The organism is Alkalibacterium gilvum (assembly GCF_900109085.1).
GTDB lineage: Bacteria > Bacillota > Bacilli > Lactobacillales > Carnobacteriaceae_A > Alkalibacterium > Alkalibacterium gilvum.
Genome location: NZ_FNYW01000033.1, coordinates 1 through 24634 on the forward strand (window position 1 = coordinate 1; position 24634 = coordinate 24634).

The 24634-nt window shown below is 37.8% G+C and carries 25 protein-coding genes and 2 pseudogenes; 18 read left to right on the forward strand and 9 right to left on the reverse strand.

Annotated elements, in window-relative coordinates; all coding sequences use genetic code 11:
- On the reverse strand, positions 1–327 hold a 327-nt coding region (locus BMX83_RS08095), incomplete at its 3' end, for a transposase (protein WP_177170546.1).
- 176 nt (positions 328–503) lie between these two features.
- Positions 504–2285, reverse strand: coding sequence for a pyruvate oxidase (spxB, locus tag BMX83_RS08100; protein ID WP_091635775.1), 1782 nt, complete (start codon positions 2283–2285; stop codon positions 504–506).
- A gap of 625 nt (positions 2286–2910) precedes the next feature.
- Here spxB and sufC point away from each other — a divergent pair.
- The 5 genes from sufC (at position 2911) to sufB (ending at position 8172) form a co-directional block, all read left to right on the forward strand.
- Positions 2911–3684 (forward strand): Fe-S cluster assembly ATPase SufC, encoded by a 774-nt coding sequence (gene sufC, locus BMX83_RS08105; protein WP_091635777.1) that lies wholly within the window; start codon positions 2911–2913, stop codon positions 3682–3684.
- Positions 3685–3702: 18 nt separating this feature from the next.
- Complete coding sequence (sufD, locus tag BMX83_RS08110; protein WP_091635780.1) at positions 3703–5001, forward strand: Fe-S cluster assembly protein SufD; 1299 nt, start codon at positions 3703–3705, stop codon at positions 4999–5001.
- Positions 4998–6236 carry a cysteine desulfurase gene (locus BMX83_RS08115; protein WP_091635783.1) on the forward strand — a complete coding sequence of 413 codons (1239 nt, stop codon included), beginning with the start codon at positions 4998–5000 and terminating at the stop codon, positions 6234–6236. Before sufD ends, BMX83_RS08115 begins: the two co-directional genes overlap by 4 nt.
- A complete protein-coding gene (sufU, locus tag BMX83_RS08120; RefSeq protein WP_091635786.1) occupies positions 6223–6693 on the forward strand; it encodes a Fe-S cluster assembly sulfur transfer protein SufU in 471 nt (156 codons plus the stop codon). Before BMX83_RS08115 ends, sufU begins: the two co-directional genes overlap by 14 nt.
- Before the next feature lie 84 nt (positions 6694–6777).
- On the forward strand, positions 6778–8172 hold the full coding sequence (sufB, locus tag BMX83_RS08125; protein WP_091635788.1) for a Fe-S cluster assembly protein SufB: 1395 nt from the start codon (positions 6778–6780) through the stop codon (positions 8170–8172).
- Positions 8173–8606: 434 nt separating this feature from the next.
- Here sufB and BMX83_RS08130 read toward each other — a convergent pair whose 3' ends face one another.
- Positions 8607–9407, reverse strand: a complete 801-nt coding sequence (locus tag BMX83_RS08130; protein ID WP_177170547.1) for a helix-turn-helix domain-containing protein — start codon at positions 9405–9407, stop codon at positions 8607–8609.
- A gap of 79 nt (positions 9408–9486) precedes the next feature.
- On the opposite strand from BMX83_RS08130, the gene BMX83_RS08135 reads away from it, so the two are divergent.
- The 5 genes and pseudogenes from BMX83_RS08135 (at position 9487) to BMX83_RS08155 (ending at position 12756) form a co-directional block, all read left to right on the forward strand.
- Positions 9487–9666, forward strand: coding sequence for a hypothetical protein (locus tag BMX83_RS08135; RefSeq protein WP_091635794.1), 180 nt, complete (start codon positions 9487–9489; stop codon positions 9664–9666).
- A gap of 180 nt (positions 9667–9846) precedes the next feature.
- On the forward strand, positions 9847–10143 hold the full coding sequence (locus BMX83_RS08140; protein WP_091635796.1) for a hypothetical protein: 297 nt from the start codon (positions 9847–9849) through the stop codon (positions 10141–10143).
- 23 nt (positions 10144–10166) lie between these two features.
- Positions 10167–11024 carry a polymorphic toxin type 44 domain-containing protein gene (locus BMX83_RS08145; protein ID WP_091635799.1) on the forward strand — a complete coding sequence of 286 codons (858 nt, stop codon included), beginning with the start codon at positions 10167–10169 and terminating at the stop codon, positions 11022–11024.
- Positions 11025–11067: 43 nt separating this feature from the next.
- A pseudogene (locus BMX83_RS08150) lies at positions 11068–11634 on the forward strand (SufD family Fe-S cluster assembly protein); the annotation flags it as partial.
- Positions 11635–11844: 210 nt separating this feature from the next.
- Positions 11845–12756, forward strand: a complete 912-nt coding sequence (locus tag BMX83_RS08155; RefSeq protein ID WP_091635802.1) for an EamA family transporter — start codon at positions 11845–11847, stop codon at positions 12754–12756.
- 61 nt (positions 12757–12817) lie between these two features.
- Here BMX83_RS08155 and yghU read toward each other — a convergent pair whose 3' ends face one another.
- On the reverse strand, positions 12818–13603 hold the full coding sequence (gene yghU, locus BMX83_RS08160; RefSeq protein WP_091635805.1) for a glutathione-dependent disulfide-bond oxidoreductase: 786 nt from the start codon (positions 13601–13603) through the stop codon (positions 12818–12820).
- Positions 13604–13790: 187 nt separating this feature from the next.
- Between yghU and BMX83_RS10775 the strand changes: the two genes are divergently transcribed.
- The 3 genes from BMX83_RS10775 (at position 13791) to BMX83_RS08180 (ending at position 15462) form a co-directional block, all read left to right on the forward strand.
- On the forward strand, positions 13791–14453 hold the full coding sequence (locus tag BMX83_RS10775) for a YczE/YyaS/YitT family protein (protein ID WP_177170548.1): 663 nt from the start codon (positions 13791–13793) through the stop codon (positions 14451–14453).
- A gap of 195 nt (positions 14454–14648) precedes the next feature.
- On the forward strand, positions 14649–15116 hold the full coding sequence (locus BMX83_RS08175) for a Dps family protein (RefSeq protein ID WP_091635813.1): 468 nt from the start codon (positions 14649–14651) through the stop codon (positions 15114–15116).
- 85 nt (positions 15117–15201) lie between these two features.
- Positions 15202–15462: a hypothetical protein gene (locus BMX83_RS08180; protein WP_091635817.1), complete on the forward strand. Its 261-nt coding sequence runs from the start codon at positions 15202–15204 to the stop codon at positions 15460–15462.
- Positions 15463–15540: 78 nt separating this feature from the next.
- On the opposite strand, the gene BMX83_RS08185 is transcribed toward BMX83_RS08180, so the two are convergent.
- Positions 15541–16815, reverse strand: coding sequence for a WD40/YVTN/BNR-like repeat-containing protein (locus BMX83_RS08185; RefSeq protein ID WP_143059509.1), 1275 nt, complete (start codon positions 16813–16815; stop codon positions 15541–15543).
- Between the two features lie 333 nt (positions 16816–17148).
- Between BMX83_RS08185 and BMX83_RS08190 the strand changes: the two genes are divergently transcribed.
- Entirely contained in the window at positions 17149–17949 is an 801-nt protein-coding gene (locus BMX83_RS08190) for an SDR family NAD(P)-dependent oxidoreductase (protein WP_091635822.1), read from the forward strand.
- 456 nt (positions 17950–18405) lie between these two features.
- On the opposite strand, the gene BMX83_RS08195 is transcribed toward BMX83_RS08190, so the two are convergent.
- Entirely contained in the window at positions 18406–19320 is a 915-nt protein-coding gene (locus tag BMX83_RS08195; RefSeq protein WP_091635825.1) for a nuclease-related domain-containing protein, read from the reverse strand.
- Positions 19321–19570: 250 nt separating this feature from the next.
- On the opposite strand from BMX83_RS08195, the gene BMX83_RS11130 reads away from it, so the two are divergent.
- Together BMX83_RS11130 and BMX83_RS11135 are read left to right on the forward strand one after the other, a co-directional pair.
- Complete coding sequence (locus BMX83_RS11130) at positions 19571–19834, forward strand: type 1 glutamine amidotransferase family protein (protein WP_281242090.1); 264 nt, start codon at positions 19571–19573, stop codon at positions 19832–19834.
- A gap of 40 nt (positions 19835–19874) precedes the next feature.
- Positions 19875–20099, forward strand: coding sequence for a type 1 glutamine amidotransferase family protein (locus BMX83_RS11135; protein ID WP_281242091.1), 225 nt, complete (start codon positions 19875–19877; stop codon positions 20097–20099).
- A 125-nt stretch (positions 20100–20224) separates the two neighbouring features.
- Here the strand turns inward: BMX83_RS11135 and BMX83_RS08210 are convergent, their stop codons facing one another.
- The gene (locus tag BMX83_RS08210) at positions 20225–20845 is read right to left on the reverse strand and encodes a hypothetical protein (RefSeq protein ID WP_091635828.1); all 621 of its coding nucleotides are present in this window, start codon (positions 20843–20845) and stop codon (positions 20225–20227) included.
- A 613-nt stretch (positions 20846–21458) separates the two neighbouring features.
- Between BMX83_RS08210 and BMX83_RS08215 the strand changes: the two genes are divergently transcribed.
- The gene (locus tag BMX83_RS08215) at positions 21459–22580 is read left to right on the forward strand and encodes an ABC transporter permease (protein ID WP_091635831.1); all 1122 of its coding nucleotides are present in this window, start codon (positions 21459–21461) and stop codon (positions 22578–22580) included.
- Positions 22580–23272, forward strand: a complete 693-nt coding sequence (locus tag BMX83_RS08220) for an ABC transporter ATP-binding protein (protein ID WP_091635834.1) — start codon at positions 22580–22582, stop codon at positions 23270–23272. Before BMX83_RS08215 ends, BMX83_RS08220 begins: the two co-directional genes overlap by 1 nt.
- A 56-nt stretch (positions 23273–23328) precedes the next feature.
- On the opposite strand, the gene BMX83_RS08225 is transcribed toward BMX83_RS08220, so the two are convergent.
- Complete coding sequence (locus tag BMX83_RS08225) at positions 23329–23913, reverse strand: TetR/AcrR family transcriptional regulator (protein ID WP_177170549.1); 585 nt, start codon at positions 23911–23913, stop codon at positions 23329–23331.
- A gap of 571 nt (positions 23914–24484) precedes the next feature.
- Positions 24485–24634: pseudogene (locus BMX83_RS10780) on the reverse strand (IS110 family transposase); the annotation flags it as partial.

Consider the following 24634-nt stretch of genomic DNA (forward strand, 5'->3'; position numbering starts at 1 on the left):
TGAAATTGACGATTGTGAGGCTAATTGTTTTCTGCCTAACACCATTTGAAAGACTGGATCCTGTCGTAACAGATTAGCTGACGAGTCTGCCGAATAACCAGCAATCAGTTGCATAATGAGCTGTTCTAATATCGCTAAATTATCATGCGTGTAGTAAGCACGGTTATCTTTAATGTCCAGAAGTGATTTTGCCAAATCAGAAAACTTGAAGGTATCCATTACTTCTTTAACTAAGACTAAACCCGAATCACTCGATAAACGACCACCTGTATGCGAAATGATGATGTTTGAATTGAATTTTACCTGGTTTTTGTGTAAGCTAATCATGAAGAGAACTCCTTTCTTATGGTTGGTTTAGACACCTTTACCATATCAGAATGGGGTTCTTTTTTCATCACTTAACAGGTGAAAATGAAAAAGTAAATTTAAGCTGCCGTTAGGCAGTTGGCACATGTTTCAACGAAAAGTATGAATTGTTCAGGATAGATTATATATGAGAGAAATTACTTAGCTACTTTTGATTCAAGACCTTCAGCTTTTAAGAATTCACTTAATGGAATTAATTCTTCAGCTTCATATTTTTCTTTATAATTTTTGATGTCTTCAGCGCTGTATAAGGCTGGGTCTAATTTCAGTGTCTCTACTGGAATTGGACGATCTTTAGTAATTTTAGCATCTATTACAACTGTATTACCTTCTTTATAAGCTTTAACAGCATCAGCCATAACTTGGTCAATATCTTCAATACGGCTTACTGTGAAGCCAACTGCACCTTGAGCTTCCCCAATTTTAGCATAGTCTACATCGGTAAAATCAGTACCGAAAGTATTTGTATTTGTATCTTCATATTTGTTCTTAATGAATGCATATTCAGTGTTAGTGAACACGATGTTTATAACAGGCATGTTGTAACGTACGTTAGTAATAATATCTTGGTAGTTCATTGAGAACGCACCATCACCCATTATGTTAAAGACTTGACGATCAGGGTATACATTCTTAGCACCAATACCACCAGGCAGTCCGATACCCATCGTTGCAAACAATGGAGACGTTCTCCACATATTTTTAGGTGTCATGTGTAAGTGACGGATAGATGTTTGAGTTGAGTTACCAACATCGATTGAATAAATCGCATCTTCGTCAGCGTATTTGTTGATTGCGTTGTATACTTGATAAAGTTGTAACGCTCCAGCTTCTTTAGTTTCCAACTTAGTCATGTAGTCACGCCAATTTTGAATATTTTTCAGGTTAGCATTCCACCAAGCTGATTCTGGAACAGCTGCTACTTTGTCAAGTAAAGACTTAACGGCTTCGCCTGCGTCTCCAAGAATAGCAACATCCGCATTATGACGCTTACCAAGCATTGTTGGATTATTGTCAATTTGAATAAATTTTTCAGTATTTGAGAAAGTATTTTCAATTTCTGCAAAAGGAAAGTTTGACCCAACAAATAAAATTGTGTCTGCTTCTTTAACTGTTTCGTTAGCTGGCTTCCAACCAACACGGTATGTTGAACCAGTTAACGCTTCAAAATCATATTCGAACGTTTCAAAGTTTTTACCAGTTGTAATGACTGGCGCTTTAAGTTTACGAGATAATTCTTGAACAGCTGGACCATGTCCCATTGTTCCAACACCTGCGTAAATTGCAGGACGTTTGGCACCGTTTAATAATTCAACTGCCGCATCAATATCCGTTTCATTAAGCGCTGGAGATACGTAATCACGGTAGCTATGACCTGAAGAATAGAATGCATCACTATCGATTTCGTGGTAACCAAAATCACCAGGAACTTCGATTACAGAGACACCGCGTTTAGAAATCGCTGTACGAATAGCGTCGTCAATCATTTTAGGTAATTGTTCAGCATAAGCAACACGACGGTTATATACTGCAATGCTAGCGAACATTGGATTTTGATTCAATTCTTGGAACGCATCCATATTTAACTCTTTTTGAGGGCGAGATCCTAAAATAGCTAAAACGGGTGTGTTATCCATGGCTGCATCATAAAGACCATTGATTAAATGAGATGCTCCAGGACCACCTGAACCAACACAAACAGCCATTTTTCCACCGAATTTACGTTGCATTACGGCTGCCATTGCGCCAACTTCTTCATGTTTTACTTGAACAAATTTAATATTAGTATCTTTTTGTTCACCTAAAGATTCCATTAAAGGAGCGAGCGTCCCTGAAGGAATTCCATAAATTGTATCAATTCCCCAACCTTCTAAAACTTTTAGTGATGCTGTACTAACTTTTGTTTTTCCACTTGTCATTCAAAAATCCTCCTAAATAAATAAATAAAAGATAAATCCTTAGATATCTTAGCATGTTTCATACAAGAGTAAAAGAAAAAGGGTTTGTAAAACTTAATTTTGTCATTTAACGTTCAGAAAGGTTGTAAAACGAGTTGAAAAACTCATTAAATTCTAACAATACAACAAAGTCATGAAGGAGTAATAAAGGTTCTGCAAAGAATGAAATACGTGCCCTCCAGTGAGATTGGGAAGTCACGAAGGGTGCGCAAGATAGTGATACGTGCCTCCAACGAGACTGAGACGCCACGAAGGGCACACAAGAATGAAATGCGTGCCCTCCAGCGAGACTGAGAAGTCACGAAGGGTGCGCAAGATAGTGATGCGTGCCCTCCAGCGAGACTGAGACGCCACGAAGGGCACACAAGAAGGAAAAGCGTGCCCTCCAGCGAGAATGAGAAGCCACGAAGGGCACACAACTGAAAATATTAATTATAGAGCTGCTCCATAAGCACTTAACGTGACGATATAAAAGTAAATAAGTGTCGTAGCGAACTGCCTTGAATATCCATTGCATTAAGACTAAGATATACAAGAGAGCAAGAAAACGAATAATCAAAATACGGCCAAAAAAGGAAGGTAATCCATGTCAGTTTTAGAAGTCAAGAACCTACATGTCTCTATTGAAGATAAGAAAATATTAAAAGGCGTGAATCTCACGATGCGAACAGGTGAAATTCATGCAATCATGGGCCCGAACGGTACGGGTAAATCAACACTTTCTGCCGCAATCATGGGTCATCCGAGCTACGAAGTCACAGAAGGCGAAGTGCTTTTAGATGGAGAAAACATTCTGGAAATGGAAGTAGATGAGCGTGCACGAGCAGGTCTATTCCTAGCCGTTCAGTATCCAAGTGAAATCGCCGGTATTTCAAATGCTGAATTTATGCGTGCAGCCATTAATTCAAGAAGAGCCGATGATGATAAGATAGGCGTTATGGCTTTTCTGAAACAACTGGATAAGAAAATGGCTCTTTTAGATATGCCGGAAGAAATGGCGGAACGTTATCTAAATGAAGGCTTTTCCGGTGGAGAAAAAAAGCGTAATGAAATTTTACAACTGATGATGATCGAACCGACCTTTGCGATTTTAGACGAAATCGATTCTGGACTGGATATAGATGCACTACAAGTTGTATCAAAAGGGATCAATGCGATGCGTGGCGACGGCTTTGGTGCACTGATCATCACACACTATCAGCGCCTTTTAAACTATATCACTCCAGACGTCGTTCACATTATGATGGATGGTCGCGTCGTAAAAACTGCCGGCGCGGAACTGGCACAGCAACTTGAAGCAGAAGGATATAAAGGATTGATGGAAGAACTAGGATTAGATATCCAAATTGAAGAGGACTAATTTTGGAGGAGGCTTAATATGGAAACAAAAATTAAAGACTATTTAACTTATAAAGATGCTTTAACAGCCTTCTCACGTGGTTTAAAGGAACCAGAATGGATGCTTGAGATGCGTCTTGATGCATTAAATGACATTGACAAATTAGATCCTCCAGTTATCGAACGATTGCGCTATAACCGATGGCTACTTTGGCAAGTACCGGATCTGTCAGGGGCGAAAGCTACAAATACCATCGATCCGTTTGAATTTATTGAAGACAAGGTGGATGCGAATCGTGTCGTTCAAACCGGAAATGATACAGTCATCAAAACGTTATCTGATACGTTGAAAGACACAGACGTCATCTTCACCGATATGCACACTGCCTTAAGAGAACACCCCGAGCTAGTCAAAGAGGCCTATATGACTAAAGCAGTGAAGCCTGATAAGCACAAAATTGCAGCTTTTCATGCGGCATTTATGAACTCCGGACTCTTTTTGTACGTTCCTAAAAATGTTGAGATCGAAGAACCATTAGAAGCTGTCTTTATTCAAAACAGTTTGGTTGAAGATTGTTGTGTTAAGCACGTTCTGATTTACGCAGACAGTCAGTCAAAGTTTAATTATGTAGAAAAGTTCCTGACTAAGGGCGAAAAGAAAAATGCTGCAAACATTATGGTGGAAGTCATTACTAAACCAGGTGCACAAGTAAAATACAGTGCCGTGGATCAATTGGGTGAACAATCGACGGTTTACTTTACCCGAAAAGGACACACGGAGCGCGATTCCCATATCGATTGGGCAGTCGGTGTCATGAATGGTGGGAATGTTGTGGCTGACTTTGATACAGACTTAGTTGGCGAAGGCTCATCGACTGATCTGAAAGCTGTCAGTATAAGCAGTGGCCGTCAAGTTCAGGTCATTGATTCCAAAGTTGAAAACTACGGGAATCATACAGCAGGTAACATCTTCCAGCATGGGGTTATTTTAGATCGCGCTACATTAACTTTTAATGGTATTGGACATATTTTAAAAGGTGCTAAAGGCGCAGATGCCCAGCAGGAATCCCGTGTGCTCATGCTTTCAGACAAGGCACGCGGAGACGCTAACCCTATTCTTCTGATCGACGAAAATGAAGTGACAGCCGGTCATGCAGCGAGTGTCGGACGTGTTGATCCAGAAGAAATGTACTATTTGATGAGTCGGGGGATCGAAAAAGCCGAAGCCGAACGCTTAGTTATTCGTGGATTCTTAGGCAAAGTGATACAAGCTATCCCACTGAAAGGTGTGCGTCAAGAATTAGTCGAAACTATCGAAAGGAAGTTGACAATCAGATGACCCTTCAAAGTGAAAAGTGGAAAAAGGATTTCCCTATTCTCAATCAAGTCGTCAATGATGAACCTTTAGTTTATTTAGACAATGCGGCAACGTCACAGAAACCCACCGCTGTTCTCAATGCTTTGGACACGTATTACCGGACTTCGAACGCGAATGTTCACCGTGGCGTACACACACTGGCTGAACGAGCAACAAGGCAATATGAAGACGCCCGCGAAACGGTAAGAGGGTTCATTAACGCTAAAGAAGTCGCAGAAGTATTATTTACGCGTGGAACGACAACGAGTCTGAACTGGCTGGCCCAAAGTTTAGGAGAAGCTGTTATCCAGCCAGGGGACGAGATTGTGATTTCTTATATGGAACACCACTCCAACATCATCCCATGGCAGCAGCTGGCCAAGCGTAAGCAGGCAAAACTTAACTATATCGAACTAACTGAAGACGGACATCTTGATATGGAAAGTGTTCGGCAGAAAATTACTGATAAAACGAAAATCGTATCACTGACACATGTTTCCAATGTTTTAGGCGTGATAAATCCAATAAAGGAAATCGCTGACTTAGCACATTCCAAAAATGCATTAATGGTGGTAGATGGTGCACAAGCTGTTCCTCACATGACTGTCGACGTAAAAGCCTTGGATGCAGATTTCTACGCATTCAGTGGGCACAAAATGCTTGGTCCAACAGGCATTGGTGTTTTGTACGGGAAACGTGAGTGGCTGGAGAAAATCGAGCCCGTCGAGTTTGGTGGAGAAATGATTGACTTTGTAGGCTTACGGGAGAGTACTTGGAAGGAACTGCCATGGAAATTCGAAGCAGGAACACCGAATATTTCAGGTGCCATCGGACTGGCGGAAGCCATCAACTACTTGGAAACGATCGGAATGGATGCCATAATGTCTCATGAACAGGAAATCGTATCGTATCTCATGCCAAGACTTTTAGAAATTGAAGATCTGACTATTTATGGACCAAAAGATACAAAAGACCGAGCGGGTGTGATCGCCTTTAATATCGAAGGAATCCACCCCCATGACTTGGCAACCGCTATGGATATGGAAGGCGTCGCTGTAAGAGCCGGGCACCACTGTACCCAGCCCTTGATGAATTATCTCTCGCAAACCGCAACCGCACGCGCGAGTTTTTATCTATACAACACACTTTCAGATGCAGACAAATTTGTCGAAGCACTTTTAGCCACAAAGGAGTTTTTCTTGTATGGCCTTGACTAAATTAAATCAATTATACCGGGCAGTCATTGTTGATCATTCAAAAAATCCACGCAGAAGAGGAACGCTAGATAATAAAACGACCCAAATCGAAATAAAAAATCCGACTTGTGGTGATGTGATTGAGATTCAACTCGAAATCAAAGATAACAAGATAAAAGATATACGTTTTGACGGCAGTGGCTGCACGATCTCACTGGCAAGTGCCAGTATGATGACGGATTCTGTTATGGGCAAGACTTTGGAAGAAGCGCTGTTGTTGTCTGAAGATTTTTCTAGCTTGGTTCAAGGCAAAGATCCCGAACATGAAGATGATTTAGGTGATGCGGTCATGCTTTCAGGTGTAGCCAAGTTTCCGGCACGTATTAAATGTGCGACTCTGCCATGGAAAGCGCTCGAAAAAGCTCTGACCAGCGAAGACCAGTCGGGGATCGACAGCCAGCTGAAACACGATAACTAAAATGTATAGCTAAAATAATAGTCGGTTCAATCATTGTAAATCGACTAATGCAATAAGTTTTTAAGTCAGGAAAGGAGACAGCATATGACTCACGTACCAGAAAAAAGGGAATACCAATATGGCTTTCATGATGAAGTAGAATCTGTTTATGATACTGGTAAAGGGTTGAATGAAGACATCGTCAGAGATATCTCTGCTCGCAAAGAAGAACCGCAGTGGATGCTTGATTATCGGTTGAAATCATATGAACACTATAGATCTCGTCCGATGCCGGAGTGGGGAGCAGACTTATCGGATGTAGATTTTGACAATTACACTTACTACCGTAAAGCCAGTGACAAACCGGCCCGTGACTGGGATGATGTACCGGAAAAAATCAAAGAAACATTCGACCGATTGGGCGTTCCTGAAGCTGAACGGCAATTCCTGGCAGGTTCAGGTGCACAGTATGAATCAGAAGTCGTCTACCATAATATGAAAGAAGAATTTGAAAAACTGGGTATCGTTTTTACAGATACAGACACTGCTCTTAAAGAATACCCGGAGATTTTCAAAGAACACTTTGGTACCGTCATACCACCAACAGACAATAAATTAGCAGCACTAAACTCTTCCGTCTGGTCGGGAGGGACATTTATCTACGTCCCTAAAGGTGTAAAATGTGACGTGCCGCTTCAAATGTACTTCCGTATTAATAACGAGATGATGGGACAATTCGAACGGACACTGATCATAGTGGATGAAGGCGCGAGCGTGCATTACGTTGAAGGGTGTACTGCACCAACCTTCTCATCCAGTTCACTGCATGCCGCAGTTGTCGAAATCATCGTCAAAAAAGATGCTTACTGCCGTTATACGACCATTCAGAACTGGTCCGACAATGTGTATAACTTGGTGACTAAACGCGCTCATGCTGCAGAAGGAGCAACCGTTGAGTGGATCGACGGTAATTTGGGTGCGAAGACAACGATGAAGTACCCAAGCATCCACTTAAACGGACGCGGTGCACGTGGAACAACGATGTCGATCGCCATGGCCGGTGAAGGGCAAGTTCAAGACACTGGAGCTAAAATGATTCACAATGCTCCCAATACTTCCAGTTCGATTGTTTCTAAATCGATCGCCAAAGATGGCGGCGCTGTAAATTACCGTGGACAAGTCACGTTCGGGAAAAATTCAGCTGGATCGATTTCTCATATTGAGTGTGACACCATCATTATGGATGAGCTGTCAAAATCTGACACAATCCCTTTTAATGAAATTCATAATTCAAACGTGTCACTCGAACATGAAGCGAAGGTATCAAAGATTTCAGAAGAACAGCTTTACTATCTGATGAGTAGGGGGCTCGACGAAGAAACCGCGACAGAAATGATTGTCATGGGATTCGTCGAACCATTTACCAAGGAACTCCCCATGGAATACGCTGTTGAACTCAACCGCCTCATCAGTTATGAGATGGAAGGGTCAGTGGGTTAATAAAAACTCGGAAGCCTCGCAGCAATGCGAGGCTTTTCCTTATAGTAAAGAGTTTTACTAAGCACTAAAAAGACTGGCCAGTCTTTTTAGTGCTTAGTTCATGGCAAATAGTTGTAGGAAGTGAACATAAAACCGTTATTGAGACTAGTTGATAGCGATGTCTTTTTAGAACTAGTCCTTATCGCAATATTGAGACTAGTTCAACGAGAAAATCTGACTGAAGTTGCTTCAAAAAGCTAATTGCGACCAGTTTATCTCAGGAAATAATATTTACTAGTCACTAAACGAGTTTAGTAGCGACTACTTCAGCTTCATATTCTTCGAGAACTGGTCGCAAAGATAGTAGGTCGTAAATTGATGTTCCATTACTGTTTGTAGATCTCTTTTTTAAATTGTAAGACTTCTATTTGTAATTCTTTTTTCAGATTATCATTCTACATTATTTCAAGAAGTTTGTATCCATTGTCATACCACTCTTCGGAATCAGTTTCACGGAGCAATTCCTTTAATAATCCTTTGCGAACATAGCAAACAGCCAAATGCATTGTCAAATTTTTGGAAATACAAGTGGGAATATATCTATCTACATCATCCAGTGCTGCTTCATAGCGTCCATTTTCTATCAAAAGAAGCAACAGATTCATTTGAATACTTATAGATAAATTATTGACACCTCTCAACCCTTTATATTTTTCTATCTGATTAACAGCTAAATGGCAAATCGAGACAGCAGTATCAATAGGAAACAGATAAAGTATATTATTAATAACTTGAATATCATAAAGATACCAGTTGTCATAGTTCTCTAAACGCTGCCATATGGTTTTAACCTTTTCTTTAGCTGCTTCGAAATCGTTCTTCTCTCCAATAAGGATCAAAGAATCATATATTGCTAGAATTTCTGATTCATGAGTATTCAATTTCTCTTTTTTCTCTAACATAATTTTATATTTTGTTATTAGTTCAATGTCGTTAAATCTTAAATTATTTAGTTTACCCATGTAGGAATTGGTATACTTCTTATAACCATTCTCTATATACATAAACTCATCGACTGACATATCGAGACAATTGAGTATCACAATCATTTTGGGAAAAGAAATCTCGATGTCTCCTTTTTCAACTTTTGAATAGTTGGATTGTGACATTATATTTTTACATACTTGTGACTGAGTGAGACCGAGACTTAACCGTATATTCTTAAGCGTTTCTCCTATAGTATTTATTTTCCCCATCTCCTTACATTCATATATAACTATTATAAAGCATACTATATACTGCATGCTATAATAAAATTGAAAGGAGGTGGATTAGGTGAAAAGGATAATGCTGTTGTCAATATCTGTATTAATGTTCAATATATTTACTATAGAGAAAGAGTATAATATACCGAGAGATCAAATTACAGAAAAAAATAAAGATGGTGAGAGAGAAATGTTTTATCCAACCGGTGTATATTTCCCCGGAGGAATTGAAGACGAAGAACTTCCCTAAATTACTATTTAATCTCACTAGTGTTGCATTTAATTTGGATGTTTATGTAAAACAGGGGGGGACGAACTGTTCACCTAAATATTTTTAAATTTACATTACAAAAATATCACACATAATAGTTGAAGGTGAAAAATAGGTTAGTATGCCTCAATAACTAAAATGTTTGAAAGGAGATATAATATGTCTACTAAAAAAAGCTTCTTTGTTCTATTTTTCATAGACTTAATTCTTATCGGAGTATATACTTTATACATTGTTATTCCTGAGGAGCTTTACCTAGGATATTATCCGATAGGTATCATACAAATTATTCTGATGGTAGGAACTATAATATCTTTAGTTATATATATTAAAAACTGGAAAATAAAATCTAATAAGGGGAAATTAAAAAAGCTTCTTCTTATTATTGGTTATGTCATTTCTATTATATGGATGGTTTACAGTTTATTTATTTGGTATGCATTTTTACCAAGATAAAAATATGAAAATGGAGGAATTTGATGAATTTTAAGAAGAGTTTTATTTTGTTGAGCACTCTCACTCTTTTAAGCCCAGTTTTAATGAATGTAGATAATGTTTCTGCTAATGAGAAAGTTACCAATGAACAACGATACGTTGAAAGAGAGTCACAGAATCTTAATGATACATTCTTAGATGTTTACAACACTGCAAAAAAACTAAAAATAGAGGAAATACAAACGGATGAAGAAGCATATGCTTTTCTTCTCCAAAACAAAAAATATATTTCTATTACTTCAAATGGTCAAATTAAGGAAGATTATAATGGGCATCCTATATTAGAATCCCTTTCGACTGAAGAAATAGAGACTGTTAAAAACTTTGTATATAGAATGAATTCTTTAGTTGCAAATCAAGCCATTTCGATTGATCATGATTTGGTATTTAGTGTTATGCAAAACATAGAGCCTAAAGTTACTATGAGACCTCAGGCAATAGCAATAATAAACATAATGTATACTACTAGAAACAATAAAAACACTTTGAAGTCAGTATTTAATAATGCTCCTTTTGGGACAAGACACGCGGTTGCCGGCTTGTATTTTGCTCAAAGAGTAAGAACAGGTGGAGCATGGGATATGAAAGCACAACTAGGAACCAATACATCATATTATATTGATGACTTAGGAACAACAATGACTGGAGAGACAATTGGCAATTTTCATTATGGATACGTAGGAAGAGCTGTTTTTAGTGGTGCTACTTTGAAAAGTGCTGCAGGAATGTATCAAGTTATTAGTGGAACTTCAAGTGTTAAATACTACTCTTCTTTCTTTGACGACCCTAGAGATCAGGCTCAAATCCAAAGAGGAATCGATATGTATGATAGAGAACATTGAGAAAAAATATATTGTAAAACATCTTAGTTGCTGAATGTACCATGCCGCAGAAGGCGCGACGGTCGAATGGATCGACGGGAACCTGGGTGCCAAGACGACCATGGAATACCCAAGCATCCACTTGAACGGACGCGGCGCACGCGGAACGACCATGTCGATCGCGATGGCCGGCGAAGGACAAATTCAGGACACTGGAGCGAAAATGATTCATAATGCGCCAAACACCTCCAGCTCGATCGTTTCTAAATCGATCGCCAAAGATGGCGGGGTAGTCAACTATCGTGGACAAGTCACGTTCGGGAAAAATTCAGCTGGATCGACTTCTCATATTGAATGTGACACCATCATTATGGATGAGCTATCGAAATCTGACACCATTCCTTTCAATGAAATTCATAATTCAAACGTATCACTTGAGCACGAAGCGAAAGTATCTAAAATCTCAGAAGAACAGCTCTACTATCTCATGAGTAGAGGCCTCGACGAAGAAACCGCCACAGAAATGATCGTCATGGGATTCGTCGAACCATTCACCAAAGAACTCCCCATGGAATACGCTGTTGAACTCAACCGTCTCATCAGTTATGAGATGGAAGGGTCCGTGGGTTAATAAAAACTCGGAAGCCTCGCAGTAATGCGAAGCTTTTTCCTAATTAATAGAAAAGTTTATCTAAAGGAGTTCGGCGTAAATAAACTGAAACGCCTGAAGGTAACCCAAAAAATCTCGCTCATGAACCTTTAAATGATATACTGGTAAACATAACTGCTGAAATCTTAATCAAGCAAGCACAAACGTTCAGTATGTATTGAAGGAGGACCTATGTTTTATTTGTTTTTAGCCATTTTATGCAGTGCGTCGATTGCACTGATTTTTAAACACACAGAAAACAACAACACCAATAGATATGTCATCACGAGCGCCAACTATTTTATAGCTTTTGTAACAAGTTTCATCATGATTCTGTACAACCGATTGTTTGATGGTGTGGTCCGGGAAATGCCGTTTATTGATGATGTGAAATTATTTATAGAAAATGACCAGCATATTCTGTCGCCCTACTCGAGTATTATTTGGGGAATCATTATTGGAGGAATTGCCGGGGGATTCTTCTTTCTTTCCTTTACATATTATCAAAAGAGTGTCAGGGACAATGGTGTAGGGATATCTGGAACGGTCGCAAAGCTTGGGATACTTATTCCAATGATTTTCTCGATCCTTATCTGGCGAGAATTTCCAACGACGATTCAATGGGTCGGTATATTATTGTCCTTGGTTTCGATATTAGTAATCAACTTGTCCAAAAAGTCGATTAAAAATTTTGATTTCAAACCGACTGTATTACTGCTTTTCATTTTTGGCGGGATGGCTGAATTTTCCAATAAAATTTATCAGAAATATGCCTTGAATGAGTACAAAGATATTTTTCTTTTTATGATATTCTTTGTCGCCTTTTTGATAAGTGTAACCTATACCTTGAAAAGAAAAGGAAAAGCAACAATCAAAGATATTCTCACTGGTTTTGCAGTTGGCGTACCTAATTTATTTTCATCCTACTTTTTGATACTTTCATTGGGGACACTGAAAACGTCTGTTGCTTTTCCGATTTATAGCGCCGGAAGTATCGTTTTGATCAATATCGGTGGCTTGCTTATTTATAGAGAGAAAATCGCACCTAAAAATCAATTGGCCATCGCCATGACGATTATCGCACTCGTTTTAATTAATGTTTAAAAGTAAAAGAGGCACACTGTCTATCATTGACAGTGTGCCTCTTCGCATTACAATTCATCGTTTACTTAATATCTTTATACTCTAGTTCCAGAGCCCGTTTTACAGCTGGTCTATCGCCGATTCGGTTTGCCCAATCCATTAAGTTTGTATAGTCATTAGCTTTCAAGAACTCAGCAGCATCTCCGTAAAGAGACCCTTGAACAAGGCGTCCGTACCAAGGCCAGATAGCCATATCTGCAATTGTATACTCATCGCCATTGATGTAATCTTTGTCAGCTAAGTGCTTATCTAAAAGATCTAATTGGCGTTTCGTTTCCATTGTGAAGCGATTGATTGGATACTCCTGTTTTGTTGGAGCATAATTATAAAAATGGCCAAAACCACCACCGACATAAGGGGCTGAGCCAATTTGCCAGAATAACCAGTTCATCATTTCAGTCTTTCCAGCCAAGTTAGTAGGCGCAAAGTGATTAAATTTCTCAGCTAAATGTAATAAGATATTGGCAGATTCAAAGACACGAAGCGGTTTATCCTGAGAATAATCAACCATAGCTGGTATTTTTGAATTAGGGTTAATATCCACAAAATCGCTTCCGAACTGATCACCTTCACCAATATGAATTTTATATAAGTCATATGTCGCTTCCTTAACGCCTGCTTCATTCAATTCTTCAAGCATGATTGCGACTTTTTGCCCATTTGGCGTACCTAAAGAGTATACTTGTAAAGGCTCTTTACCTACTGGAAGTTTCTGTTCAAAGCGACTCCCTGCGATAGGCTGGTTTCCAAAGGCATTCTTTTCTTCTTTATTCCATTTCCAAACATTTGGGACATCATAGTTCGACATGTAATCCTCTCCTTCTATATTCAGTATACTTTTTTTCTACTTTTAAACAAGAAATAGAGCGCTTATCTATGACTCGAAGGGGTAAAACAGTAGCGACTAAAATATTCTGAATTTTTTTTAATTTAGTCGAGCACGACTTATCATTCTATGCTAGACTGGAATAACTAATTACTTTATATATATGGAGATGAAGACAATATTAAATTATAGAGGATATGCTTTACTAACTTTTTTCTCAGCGACGACAGCTTTTGCGATCAGTTTTATGCTGAAAGCATCTATAGGAGTCAGCCCATTTGATGCGTCAAACCAGACTTTATCATTTTTATCGGGTATCCAAGTAGGAACCGTTTCGATTATTGTGAATTTATTTTTTGTCTTTGGACAATTTGTTTTGGATAGGAAAAATTTTGGTTTCAGACACTTCATGCAAATTCCTTTAAGTATGCTAGTCGGCGTGCTTGTTAACTTTTTCTATTACGATTTATTTGAATCCGTTGAATTTAATAACTATATCGAATCTTTCATTGTGTTTTTCCTGGCGTTGACGGTAGTTACCTTTTCAGTGAGTGTGGTTACTGTTTTAAACCTTATTACAAATCCGATTGAAACGTTCTGTGTGGCTTTGACGAAACACATACGTCTAAACTTTCCTGTACTCAGACAAATTGTAGATATTTTCTTTGTTAGTCTTTCGCTTGCGTTAACCTTCATATTTGATCTGCCGGCAACAGTGAGAGAAGGAACGGTCATCACGATGCTCATTTTTGGACCGATGATGGGCGTGTTTATTAAATACATCTACCCTGCATTAACTAAAAGAGGAATTATTGAAGAAGTTAAAATTTAAAGCAGCTTTATAAAGGGTTTTTTAATTCTGATTCACTTTATCCTGAGTTAAAAAGCTGCTATTATAATGTTACTTTAATTACAATAAAGATAAGCGTTTTTCGAGTTACTTTGCTTGAAAAGGTAAGCCACCTCTATTATGGTTAACTAAGATGATCATTTAGGCAATGATAAATAATATAGGAGGATGGATAAAATGCAATACGGAGAAACGAAAGAAGTTTTAAATCAATTAACAGCGGACTTATCACAAGCTTCTGCTGCGATTCACCAAATTCACTGGTATCTGCGCGGTGATGACTTCAAAAGATATCACGAATTAATGGATGACTTCCGTGAAGATGTGGAAGAGCAATTGGATGAAGTTGCTGAACGTTTGATTATTATTGACGGTTCACCTGTATCAACACTTGAAGAATTTGCTGAAAAGTCAACGATCGACAGCATTCCTGGTGAATGGGGCAAGCCAAATAGCGAACACATAGAACGCTTGGTTTCTATTTTCCGTGTATTGGTTTCCGACTATTCTAAAGGAATCGAAGTTGCCAGTAAAGAAGGCGACGATGTTTCAGAAGATATATTTATCAACGCTAAAGGTGACTTGGAATTGCATATCTGGATGATGCAAGCTGAACTCAACAAAGCTCCAAAAAATGATGCATAATCGTTTATAACGGTAATAAATCAATACTAATTGAAGACTGATGTCTTTTTGATTTCATGGAACGATTGGTAAAGGAGAGTTTCAAATGCATGGAGATTTTAAATTTAATCTTATGAGAATGAATCTATTGAAGTTAGGCGAAAAAGAGAATATAAAGCTGAATAACTTGGATGGCTTTTTTGAAGATAAAGGAATATCGGATGTTTCATCTAAAGAAATAAAAGCGCAGCTGGAACATTTGGCTAAGGAAAATTATCTATCTGAAAAATCAGACAACGAATATGAGTTAACTGGAGAAGGTAAAAAAGAACTTGCTGAAGTAAAAACAGCAATCAAAAAGTTTTGAACTGAATGAACGTTTAATGAAAAAGTAGCGGTCGCCTGTTTTTATGGTTATCGCTACTTTTTTTATATTCACTTAGTTTTAATCATTGCCAAATCCTATTCCGACTTCATCCACATACGTCCACGTTTTTCCATCATCGACCGACTTGTACAAGGCCTTGGCACCTGAATTATAATCCCCATTTGGGTCCTGGCCGACAGTGACGTAAAGCTCATCGTTTTCTTCGTAAGGCATATCGGGGAATCGAAAAGGATTATAGGTTTCATCGTCGATCAAAGGAACCTGTACATCTGGAAAAGTTACAGGCGAAATGATTTCTCCGCCGTTTTCCGTTCTAAACAAAGTTGCTTGGTCTCTGCGGGCAATAGCCATAAAGCCAAAGTCTTCATTGAAAAATTTCAATCCCGTACTGGATCCAGATCGGCCATCAAAGGGATCAGGATTAACTGATACCCAACTCTCGCCAGCATCCTCAGTTTTCTCTAGACCATACCAGCGACTGCCTGTAGCCGCATCAAGAACAGCTAGCCGGTAACCGATCTCTTCCGTAAGATAGTACATCTTCTGATCTTGTTCATCCACCTGATAGCCAATTTCTGGTTTTTCACTTTCCGGATCGATGGGTTCAGATAGAACATTTAAAGAGCTGTCAATGTACCGCATAGGTGTTATTGTTTCTGTTTTTCCAGATACATAAACTGAAACAGTGTACCCAAGGATTTCTTGATCATATAATTCAATTCTTATAGGTCCGCCGCCATTGCCTAAATAATAAATACCTGTATCGTTGGTCCCCCACGATCGGTAACCGTCATAATAAATGCCAAATACTTCCTCAGCAGGCCACGTTTCTATAGTTTCTTCTAGAGATAGCTGATCCAACGTATCAAACAGTGGAGACAACAGCATATTGTTACTAAGAACTTCTCTGTCAGGATTTTCTCCACTATTAATAGTCAGCTGATTCGGTTCATCCGAGTCTGAAATGAGAAACCATTCAAAAACACCTTCTTCATTTTCTCCCGTAACAGCAGCATAAAAAGAGGTCAGTTGGCCACTTCGATCAAACTCCAGGTCAAACTCATTGTAAATATATAAAGGATCAGGTAAATCGACTTCTTCGTCAATCATAGTAAATAATTCTTCAACGGACTGATCAAAAACGTTGAAATTCTCGTAGTCGACCGTTTTAATATATAACCATTCCTCAATATTTCTGTTCAAAGGCGATCCAAAGGCTTGAGCAATTTGGTAAGTCTTGAAGCCAGTAAAGAGGGTTATGCCGATTATTATTGTCAAGGCAGTCCAGAACCAGTAAGTAGCTAACTTTAATTGAGACTTCTTTTGAAACACAGCTCGCTGTTGTATTTTCTTTTTAAAAATGAGGCAAACAATGAACCAGAGGAGCAAACTACCACCAAGTGTAGCTAAAATAGGGGCCCTTCTAGCTGTTCCGCCGTAATCGAAATAAGTAAGCAGGATGGATGTAAAGATGAAATAAATAATGACGACAATAGGGTTGAGTAAAAGTGCCTTAAAAAATGGATGCTTCTTGATAATGATCTCTCACTTTCTTGAAAATATATTTTGTTATACAAGGGTCTCACAATGGTATTGCTTTTACATTCAGTATAGACTGATTATAATGAATAGTGAAGAGTTTAAACTCAATTAGGAGGAAGACGAATGGCTATTTTTTCATCAGAGGTTTTTAAAAATCAACATGCACTAGTAACCGGAGCGACAGGGGGGATTGGCTACGAAACAGCGAAAGTACTGGCTCGAATGGGCGCTGATATAACGATCACTGGAAGAAAAGAGGCTATTTTAAAGCAATTAAAAGAAGTGATTCTAAGCGAACAGACACAAGTTAACATAGACTATGTTGTAGCAGATCTGGCTGAGAGTTCAGACAGAGAAAAATTGATTCGATCTGCACAAAATACTTTCGGACCCATATCCTTATTGGTAAACTCAGCGGGTATTTCTGGCGGAAGCATCGTGGAAGAGTTATCTCAAGACGTACTCGAGCGTATTATGCATCTGAATTATACTGTCTCGATTCTTTTATCTCAAGAAATTTATAAAACAATGAAGGAAAATGAAGTCGGCGCGATCGTTAATGTTTCATCCTTATCAGGCCTTCGAGGGACATATGGTGGGGCTGCTTATGTGGGTTCCAAATTTGCGTTAAATGGCTTTACACAATCTTTTGCTTTAGAAGCCATCAAGCATAATGTACGTGTCAATGCTGTTTGTCCAGGTTATGTCGACACAAAAATGGGAAGAGATGCGATTCGAAAAAAAGCTGACCGAGAAAATAACAGTTTTGAAGAACAATGGGAAATCGAAAGCAGAAATTTGCCTTCTGGACGTATCACAACCGCAGAAGAAGTCGCCAACACGATCGCCTTCCTGCTCTCAGATGCTGCAGAAAATATCGTCGGAGAAGCCGTTAAAATTTCAGGTGGATCAGTTATGCGTTGAAAAAAATTATAGGGCAGATTCTTCGTAATCTAGTTTAGAAACGTGTTGTAATACTGATATTAGAACAAGTTTCTCATTGCTTACCTCAAAAAGGTGTTGCAATAACGATATTAGAACAAGTTTCTCAATGCTTACCTCAAAAAGGTGTTGCAATAACGATATTAGAACAAGTTTCTCAATACTTACCTCAAAAAGGTGTTGCAATAACGATATTAGAACAAGTTTCTCAATGCTTACCTCAAAAAGGTGTTGCAATTATGATATTTTGACTAGTTAAATGAAGAAATCGGCTAAAAGTTGTCGCACTATGAAGATGAACGCTATTTTTGATTGAAAATCCTTAGAAATATTTCATTAAGGTATTAGTTTAAATAAAAAAGCAATGAGTATAACCTAACACCAAGATTTAAATAATGAAAAAGACTTATACGCATAAGTCTTTTCCTCTTTAATTATTTAAAGATAATGAGTAGACTTGCCGTAACTCGTTTTCTCGAACGTCGCATTTAAAAGCGTGGCGATCCTTCTCTTTGTCAGCATTTTACCACACCACTCATACATCAGATTGCTTGTAATAAGACTCTCGGGGAACAAAGTTTTAAACGCCTCAACTTGAGACAAAAATAAGACGCTGATTGAAGTTGACTTACCGCACGTTCGGCATTCTCCCTTTTTAGTCGTAATAGTCAAATCCAAAGATCCGCATTGACTACACAACAGACCCTTTTTCAATAATTCAAAACTATAGCAAGGTAACTGCCTTTGATAAGGCAGCTCCTTTTGCGTTTCTTTTATCAATTTTTCTGCAACATTATATACTTTATTCGTTATAGTTCCGGACTGGTGACTCACTGTATTAAAATGATATTTGAGCTGTGAAGGAAAGATAAAAGGATCCGTATTCTTTGCCTCGTAAAGAATAAAAGTAGGGTGAATAAATACGATAAATGATTTAATCGGTAAGGTAAGATTCCACTTTCTAAGAAGTTTCGACAATAGCATGGCTGTCCGACTTAACTGATTAACAGGATTCTCGATTTCCTGACCGGCAGCGGTAAGAAAATGAGTGATCCGATTTGTGAAATCACCTTTATAATTTTTAACTTCGTACAGATATAGCGTATCTGAAGTCAGCATGATCGAGTCAATTTGAAAAGAAGTACTGCTTAACATCAGTGATACATCATTTATCACTATGGCGTTTGTGGGGAAATATTTCTCCATATATGAATCAAATAAAACTTCTCCATTAAATCCTTTCGATAGAGTTGACATATACTGTTTTTCTGAAGAAGAAAGAGTCATTCGCTTATCAAGTAGTTCCAAAACTATTAGTATTTCTGCCTTTGCTCTGGCTTTAAGTAGTTCCATGTACACACCTCCGTAATTATACTATTGTCTTTTCAGTAATTTTCTCACTAAAAAAGATAAATAAATTTTAATTTGGATCGGGTATATTTAAATCAGATGCACCGGAAAAATTTGCCCGCGCCATCGTTCGTGCTACCACAAATTACGAAGACTATGAATTATTAGCGGAACTTTCTAAAGACTTAGTTGAACCGATGAAAGGGATCGAAATCAGTCATTTAGGAGAGAAAGAACGTAAGCAGGAACGCGGATGGTAAGCGTTGAGAAAACGGTCGGCGTTCTTGATTTGCAGGGTGCTGTCAAAGAGCATCTTCTTGCTCTAGAAACACTGAGAATAAAAGTTGTATCTGTCAAACGACCAGAGGATTTCAATACGCTCGATGGCTTGATCATACCTGGTGGTGAATCCACTGCCATTGGACGACTGATCTGCGAACAGGGACTGGAAGAACCTCTGCGTACCTTCCATAAAGAAGGGAAGGGTGTTTTAGGGCTTCCTTTGCAGTACAGATAAAACCCATACAACGCATGACTTAAGGCTTGGCTTTATTGAGATGGAAGTCGAACGGAATGGCTTTGGCAGACAGGTCCAAAGTTTTGAAACATCTATAAAATTTAAAGGTGTCGATCAAGAAGTCGAAGCTGTCTTTATTCGCGCATTGTATATCAAATCTGTGGGGCCAGGTGTCAAGACTCTAGCATGTGTCGATAATAAAATCGTTGCGGCAGGGCAGGATAATATTTTAGTTACTGCCTTCCATTCAGAATTGACGTATTAAATTATTTTATGACTCACTTTGTTGGAAAATCTGTCTACTAATTAACAATAATTAATAATAAAAAAGACTGAGAGCACGTTGCAAACAATGCTCTAAGTCTTTTTTAGTTTTGATTTCTCTAAAATTTATGGTTGTTCTTCAAATTCAATGAAATCTTTCTGATCGGTTATGATTTCACCATCACTCGTTTTTATAATAATATGTGGGTGGTCCGAACCATTTGAGTAGTCGGAATGTAGATAGAGCTGTCGGTAGAAGCTGTCCAGAAAGGCAGCAAGTAAGCCGTTTGTCATGTCAGCGTATTCAGAATCATCAAAGTTAGTCATAATAATTTCAATGGTGTCACCAGAAAAATCAACTGAATCAATTCTTAAATCCATATCTTCTTCCGCTTCATAGTCGGCATTGAAATTTTGTTTTAGCTCTGACAGACTGGATTTGAATTCTTTTTTAGATAAATTTACACCATCCCAGTCTATGTCTTCGAAGTCTTGGTCTAGGACAAGATCTAGATCTTCAGATTGGTCGGCAGTATCGCCTTCTTCGGATGTAACGATATCTTCGTCTGCATCAGTTGTTTCACTTTCTGTGTCTTCGTTTGTTTCCGACATATTATTGTCATCGGAAATTGATTCGTCAACATTAGTTTCTTCGCTAGTATCGGGTTCAGCTGTTTCTTCATCGCTGCCGCATGCTCCAAGTAATAAGGCCCCTGCTACTAATAAACCGAGGTATTTCTTACTCATGAATAATTCCTCCTTTTGTCTATAAAAATAATTGAAAAATTAAATTGAAAATAGATACTATGGAAAGGATATTTCAGCGAAGATTATTGAATGGTTATTAAAATAAGCGAAAGGGAACAGCGGTTGGAAAATAAAGTTGAATCCTAACAATACTAACCCAATCTTCTCATATTTAAGAAGATTTGTAAAAAGTAAGCTATATTTATGTTGGAAATATTAAGGGGAAACGCGATTATATTGACTTTTAGGTTGTTTACTTAATCAGTTTTACATAAAAATGAGGAAACTCCGTAAGCAAACGGTTTATCTCGATGAGTTTCAGGCAAAAAAAGGCAAAACTTCATACGAAAAGGCATTAGCTTACGAAGTTTTCCAAAAATGCCATCAAACTCCGTAAGCAAATGACTCTCTTTTATGAATAGATATTAAAATAAACTGAAAGACAGTAAAAAAGGATGAAAGAGCGTCTTTAATATTTAAATATAGACCAAAATTGGAAGAAATTATTTATAAATGCAGAAAAAAGAAAATACTTCAGGAAAATAAGTGACAGGTGTGTAACTATGTTGTATAATAAAGCTACGATTTATTTAATAAGAAAGAGGGAATATAAATGGGATTAGCACTAAAAGAGCTTCTTTATTCAAAGGGGCGATTTATCATGATAGGACTTATCATTGTTTTGATATCTTGGTTGGTTTTTATTTTATCAGGATTAGGAACAGGACTTTCGACACTTTCAACAGGTGTACTCAGTGAGGCAGAATACTCAGGAATCGTACTTGAAGAAGGATCGGAATTTAGCCTCTCAAAGTCTTCAGTTAATCGTTCATTAACTGAAAAAGTTTCTGAGCAAGAAGGCGTAACTGATACAACACCAATGAGTATTTTCAGAAATTCTGTGAGAAAAGAAGGAGCAGAGGATGCTGAAGATAAAATTACAGACATAGTTTTAATAGGTCTCGAACCGGATTCTTTCATGGAACCCAATATTATTAAAGGCGAAGCTTGGAGTAATAGTGATGAAAATCAAGTTATTGCCGATGAATCGCTAGAAAATGATGGCTATAAAATTGGAGATACAGTTGTTTTAGATAATACGGATAAAGAATTGACAATTGTCGGATTTACAGAGAATAAAACACTTTACCACCAATCAGCACTCTATCTTCCAATGGAAAACTTCCAGAACTTGAGACCATCTAGTCCAGATGATGCAGATGTTGAAGAGACAGTAAGCGGCATTGTTGTGCAAGGAACAGATGTAAATCTGGAAACTTTTTTAGAAGATGAAGAAAACGTAGAATACGGGACAAAAGAAGAAACAATTGAAGGCATTCCGGGATATGTCGCTGAAAATGCTACAATTATGCTAATGCTCTGGTTCTTGATGATTATTTCAGCTTTCATTTTAGGTGTGTTTTTCTATGTTTTAACTAACCAAAAAACGAACCAATTTGGCGTATTAAAAGCTATCGGTGGAAGCAATGGTTTCATTATACGTTCAGTTATTTCACAAGTCTTTATCTTATCTCTAGTCAGTATTTTAGTGGGTATTGGATTAACATATCTAACAGTACTCGCCTTACCAGAATCCATGCCATTCTATTTAGAAAGCAATATGGTTATTATTTATAGCCTGGTATTACTTGCAATTAGTGTATTAAGTTCTCTATTTTCAGTAGCTAAGATTACTAAAATAGATCCACTTACAGCTTTAGGGAGGGCAGAATAATGTCAGGAATAGAATTAAAAAATGTAACGAAACGTTATAAAGAAAACAAATTTGAAATCACAGCCTTAGAAAATGTTTCTGTACAAGTAAAAGCAGGAGAGTTCGTCGCAATCGTTGGGCCTTCTGGATCTGGAAAAAGTACATTTCTAAGTATTGCGGGAGCCCTTTTGAAACCGACAGAGGGAAGCATCATGATTAATAATCAAAACATCACAGACTTTGATGAAAAGCAATTATCTTCTGTACGCTTAAATCAAATTGGATTTATCCTGCAAACAGCAAACTTAATTCCATATTTAACTGTTTTGGATCAATTATTAATTGTTAAAAAGATGCAAGGCACTGTAACCAAAGAAGACAAAGCTTTTGCCTTGGAGTTATTAAAGGACTTAGGATTAGAGAATAAAGAGAAAAAATATCCTAACGAGTGTTCAGGGGGAGAACGTCAGCGTGTAGCAATTGCGAGATCCTTTATGAATGATCCTGACATTATACTAGCAGATGAGCCAACATCAAGTCTGGATACTGACCGTGGACATGAAGTTGTTCAGCAAATGGCCGAACAAGTAAAAACCCGCAATAAAGCAGCAATCATGGTTACTCATGACGAAAGAATGTTAAGCTACTGTGACCGTGTTTATCGTATTGTTGATGGTAAATTATCTGAAGAAGTTCGTACGCAAGAGGTTTAAAATAGAATTAAAAAAAGAGATTGGGACTCATTTAGTCCTGATCTCTTTTTTGTTCATTATACGTTTATTTTTTTTTGGAGCATACCATTAGCAAGTATTTCATGGATATAGCCAGCTCTTTCTGAAGAAGTTAAACCCGAACGATCCACAATCATTACGCTATGAAAAATCATAGAGATCAGTAAAGAAGTGGGGATAGATGCGTTAAAATAACCTTGATCTTTACCTTTGACGATAAAGGTCTTGATGTGATTTAATACAATGTCATGAAGTAAGTCGGAGACATTTTCGTCATCTTTTAACGACTTTCCTTGAAGACTTAATTTCTGAAGAAAGACATTAGAAAGATGATGGATATCGCTGTAATCAAAGATAAGTTGAAACATTTGTTTGAAATGTTCTTCTACATCATCAGACCATTCCATCTCTTCAAAATCCTGTAAAAAACGCTTCATTTTAAATGTTAGATAATCGTTTATGAGTTCATCCTTATTGGAATAATATTTGTAAATGGCTGTCCTTGAAACATTTAAGTGATCAGCCAGAATGCCAAAGGTGAATTGATCATAACCTGTTGTCATCAGCAGCTGATGGGTATGTTTAAAAAGGTCTTCTAGAGTTATTTTTTTCTTACGAGACATACCAGAGCATCCTTTCAAATAGTTTCTTCTATTATACCACGCAAAAAGCTGTTCTACAGTAGATATTGAATAATAGTGAAAAAACATGTTACCATACCCTATCCCTATGTTTTTGTAATAAGATTTTGCAGAAAAAATAAGAGGGGAATTTATGTTAAAGAGTTTTTGAAAATTAAGGATCAACTCCTTAAGCTATATAATCATGTTAAATAGTTTCTGAATATATGGCGTTCACTTCTAAAGTATGGGGGGGTGGCACGAATAGTTTCTAAAAGACTATAACAATCATTCAGTAAAGTGACATTTATTAAAAATAGAGAAGTTTTTTGCGAAAATACTTAGAGAAAATTTATTTGTTTTAATTAGAGGTAAAAAAACGTATAATGGAAAGATAAACAGATTTTGCTTGTTTTGATTTTTTGGAAAAAGCATTATGGTGGTAAGTCAAGAACAAAGATTAAGAGATTTCAGTAATATTCGATAAAAAAAGCCGCACTCAACTAAACCGTCACGTATCCGAAAATACGTTCGGTTTAACTTCCGGATATCCGCCCTTAAGAAAACACTTTTCTTAAGACTCTATCGCCTCCGATCTGGCGATATAGAGTTGGTGATTGCTTAGGAGTGCAAACACCAGACGCACAAATTTTCGTGCTGTTAAGACGAGGGCTCGCTTGTGCTGGGCTTTTGGTACTTCATTGTACTTTTTATCGTAGTAGTC

Coding starts and splice junctions, on each gene's coding strand:
- spxB (WP_091635775.1), bottom strand. CDS start 2,285: ATGACAAGTGGAAAAACAAAAGTTAGTACAGCATCACTAAAAGTTTTA.
- sufC (WP_091635777.1), top strand. CDS start 2,911: ATGTCAGTTTTAGAAGTCAAGAACCTACATGTCTCTATTGAAGATAAG.
- sufD (WP_091635780.1), top strand. CDS start 3,703: ATGGAAACAAAAATTAAAGACTATTTAACTTATAAAGATGCTTTAACA.
- BMX83_RS08115 (WP_091635783.1), top strand. CDS start 4,998: ATGACCCTTCAAAGTGAAAAGTGGAAAAAGGATTTCCCTATTCTCAAT.
- sufU (WP_091635786.1), top strand. CDS start 6,223: ATGGCCTTGACTAAATTAAATCAATTATACCGGGCAGTCATTGTTGAT.
- sufB (WP_091635788.1), top strand. CDS start 6,778: ATGACTCACGTACCAGAAAAAAGGGAATACCAATATGGCTTTCATGAT.
- BMX83_RS08130 (WP_177170547.1), bottom strand. CDS start 9,407: ATGGGGAAAATAAATACTATAGGAGAAACGCTTAAGAATATACGGTTA.
- BMX83_RS08140 (WP_091635796.1), top strand. CDS start 9,847: ATGTCTACTAAAAAAAGCTTCTTTGTTCTATTTTTCATAGACTTAATT.
- BMX83_RS08145 (WP_091635799.1), top strand. CDS start 10,167: ATGAATTTTAAGAAGAGTTTTATTTTGTTGAGCACTCTCACTCTTTTA.
- BMX83_RS08155 (WP_091635802.1), top strand. CDS start 11,845: ATGTTTTATTTGTTTTTAGCCATTTTATGCAGTGCGTCGATTGCACTG.
- yghU (WP_091635805.1), bottom strand. CDS start 13,603: ATGTCGAACTATGATGTCCCAAATGTTTGGAAATGGAATAAAGAAGAA.
- BMX83_RS10775 (WP_177170548.1), top strand. CDS start 13,791: ATGAAGACAATATTAAATTATAGAGGATATGCTTTACTAACTTTTTTC.
- BMX83_RS08175 (WP_091635813.1), top strand. CDS start 14,649: ATGCAATACGGAGAAACGAAAGAAGTTTTAAATCAATTAACAGCGGAC.
- BMX83_RS08180 (WP_091635817.1), top strand. CDS start 15,202: ATGCATGGAGATTTTAAATTTAATCTTATGAGAATGAATCTATTGAAG.
- BMX83_RS08190 (WP_091635822.1), top strand. CDS start 17,149: ATGGCTATTTTTTCATCAGAGGTTTTTAAAAATCAACATGCACTAGTA.
- BMX83_RS08195 (WP_091635825.1), bottom strand. CDS start 19,320: ATGGAACTACTTAAAGCCAGAGCAAAGGCAGAAATACTAATAGTTTTG.
- BMX83_RS11130 (WP_281242090.1), top strand. CDS start 19,571: ATGGTAAGCGTTGAGAAAACGGTCGGCGTTCTTGATTTGCAGGGTGCT.
- BMX83_RS11135 (WP_281242091.1), top strand. CDS start 19,875: ATGGAAGTCGAACGGAATGGCTTTGGCAGACAGGTCCAAAGTTTTGAA.
- BMX83_RS08210 (WP_091635828.1), bottom strand. CDS start 20,845: ATGAGTAAGAAATACCTCGGTTTATTAGTAGCAGGGGCCTTATTACTT.
- BMX83_RS08215 (WP_091635831.1), top strand. CDS start 21,459: ATGGGATTAGCACTAAAAGAGCTTCTTTATTCAAAGGGGCGATTTATC.
- BMX83_RS08220 (WP_091635834.1), top strand. CDS start 22,580: ATGTCAGGAATAGAATTAAAAAATGTAACGAAACGTTATAAAGAAAAC.
- BMX83_RS08225 (WP_177170549.1), bottom strand. CDS start 23,913: ATGTCTCGTAAGAAAAAAATAACTCTAGAAGACCTTTTTAAACATACC.